Annotated in this window: 2 protein-coding genes and 1 pseudogene; all 3 read left to right on the forward strand. The window is 38.3% G+C overall.

Annotated elements, in window-relative coordinates; translation table 11 throughout:
* Positions 1-139 precede the first annotated feature (139 nt).
* A complete protein-coding gene (locus tag VB714_RS15285) occupies positions 140-1,078 on the forward strand; it encodes an NAD-dependent epimerase/dehydratase family protein (protein WP_323225483.1) in 939 nt (312 codons plus the stop codon).
* The gene (locus VB714_RS15290; RefSeq protein WP_323225485.1) at positions 1,075-1,866 is read left to right on the forward strand and encodes a transketolase; all 792 of its coding nucleotides are present in this window, start codon (positions 1,075-1,077) and stop codon (positions 1,864-1,866) included. Before VB714_RS15285 ends, VB714_RS15290 begins: the two co-directional genes overlap by 4 nt.
* A 125-nt stretch (positions 1,867-1,991) precedes the next feature.
* Positions 1,992-2,435 (forward strand): annotated as a pseudogene (locus VB714_RS15295) (hypothetical protein); the annotation flags it as partial.

The raw sequence follows: 2,435 nt of genomic DNA on the forward strand, positions 1-2,435 counted from the left end.
ATTAGACGATTCTAATACTGGTGTATTGGAGGTGTATTATCGCAATCGGCAAATTCTGCAAAGAACTTGTCAGAAAAAATTTTAAATACGTCCAAAAACTCATCTTTAATTATCCTTCAAAAGTATTAAATTACAATTAATGAGTAAAATTTTAATCACTGGTGGAACGGGTTTTGTGGGTGCAAATTTAACCAGGAGACTCCTAAAACAAGGGCATGAAATTCATCTTTTTGTCCGTCCTAATTATCAATCTTGGCGCATCCAAGATATTAAAACCGATCTCCGACTTCATACTATCAACTTAGAAGATGAAGAGGCTTTAAAACAGCGCGTCGATCGCATCAAACCCGATCGCATTTTTCATTTAGCCGTACATGGTGCCTATTCTTCTCAAAATAATCTTCAAGAAATCATCAACACAAATATTATCGGTACAGTTAATCTTTTACAAGCCTGCATAAGAACAGATTTTGAGGTATTTGTCAATACTGGATCCTCCTCAGAATACGGTTATAAAGACTATCCTCCCACAGAAACTGAATGGTTAGAACCCAACAGTTATTACGCCATAACTAAAGCCTCAGCTACCTTATTTTGTCGCTACATTGCCCAAAATCAAAACCTTCGTATTCCCACCTTGCGACTCTATTCTGTTTATGGTGCTTATGAAGAACCGACTCGCTTAATGCCAACATTAATCGCACAAGGTTTAAAAGGAGAATTACCCCCATTAGTTAATCCTAAAATTGCTCGCGATTATGTGTATATTGATGATGTTATTGAGGCATATTTATTAGCGGCGATGATGGATACTGGTGAATTAGGTGCAGTCTATAATGTGGGAACGGGAAAACAAACAACCCTACAAGATGTAATAGAAATAGCGCGAAGAGTTTTGAAAATTAACGCAAAACCAGAATGGGGATCGATGCCCGATCGCCAATGGGATACAAGCATTTGGGTGGCAGATAATCGCAAGATTCAATCTGAATTGGGTTGGACTCCAGACTATACTTTTGAGCAAGGGTTTCAAGAAATGGTAAATTGGTATAAACAGCAGAAGAGGGATAAACGATGAACGGAAATGCGATCGCAAAAATCATTCTCGAACAATCAAAACGCGCCCATGTAGGTCATATTGGTTCTGCCTTATCTATTGCCGATCTTGTTGCTGTATTATACGGAAATATTCTCAATATTCCCTCTCCCGATGATGGCGATCGCGATCGCTTTATTCTCTCCAAAGGTCATGCAGTTCTTGCCATTTATGCAGCATTATTTTTAAAAGGATGGATAAGTGAAGAACAATTGAATACTTATTGTGCTAACGGGAGTTTATTAGGAGTTCATCCCGAACATGAATTAACAGGAATTGACTTTTCTACCGGTTCTTTAGGACAGGGTTTATCTTTAGGAGTGGGTGCCGCATTAGCTGCCAAATTAGACAATTCTTCCCGTCGTATCTTTGTTTTGATCAGCGATGCAGAGTGCAATGAAGGGTCGCTTTGGGAAGCAATAATGTTTGCCGCACATCATAAACTTTCTAACTTAATTGCTATTATAGACCTCAATGGACAGCAAGCAATTGGTTATACCCAAGATGTTTTAAATCTTTCCCCAATGCGCGATCGCTGGCAAGCAATGGGATGGAATGTAAAAGAAATAAATGGACACGATCGCGCCGAAATTGTTCACACAATAAACAATTTAGAAACAACTTCAGGAAAACCTCACGTTATCATTGCCAAAACAATTTTTGGTAAACGAGTATCTTACATGGAAAATCAAATTAAATGGCATTATTTCCCCATGTCTGATGCAGAATACCAACAAGCATTGAATGAAATTGCCACATCGGTGAGTTAATTCACCCTTTCTCATTCCTAAACTTAAAATTAATCTGTAAATTTCTCCCTAAATACCCTCTAGGGGGATTGCATTATCAAATTAATCTGTAGATTTCTCCCTAAATACCCTCTAGGGGGATTGCATTGTATGAGCAAAACCAGAACAATAATAAAGAACCCATTGAATATTCTGGAATGTTTGCTAAAAAATCTTTTATTTCGTTAGTTAGTTTAGTTTTTCTAACTCCGATCGCCCTTTCTGGGTGTGTAAGTTCCGAGTCTTCTCAACCCGCAAATGTCTCAGAAACAACTGTAGAAACTGCGGTGACAGATGAGACAGGAACATTAAAACTTGTCGCTAATGGCGAAGATTTTGTGCGTCAAGGTTTCATAACAAAAGATGGCTGGCAAATCACCTTTGATAATGTTTTTGTCACCTTAGCCGATGTAACAGCTTATCAAACCGATCCTCCTTACAATCCTGACTCAGATAAGGCGATCGTCAGCAAAACCAAAGTTTTTCTTTTAGAAGGTGAAAAAATTATCGATCTTGCAGAGGGCGATATAAACGCAGAACCCCTTGTCATT

It is taken from the genome of Spirulina sp. 06S082 (genome assembly GCF_034932145.1).
GTDB lineage: Bacteria > Cyanobacteriota > Cyanobacteriia > Cyanobacteriales > Spirulinaceae > CCY15215.

What these genes read in the sequence shown, in the direction of transcription:
- VB714_RS15285 (WP_323225483.1), top strand. Translation starts at nt 140, where the DNA reads ATGAGTAAAATTTTAATCACTGGTGGAACGGGTTTTGTGGGTGCAAAT.
- VB714_RS15290 (WP_323225485.1), top strand. Translation starts at nt 1,075, where the DNA reads ATGAACGGAAATGCGATCGCAAAAATCATTCTCGAACAATCAAAACGC.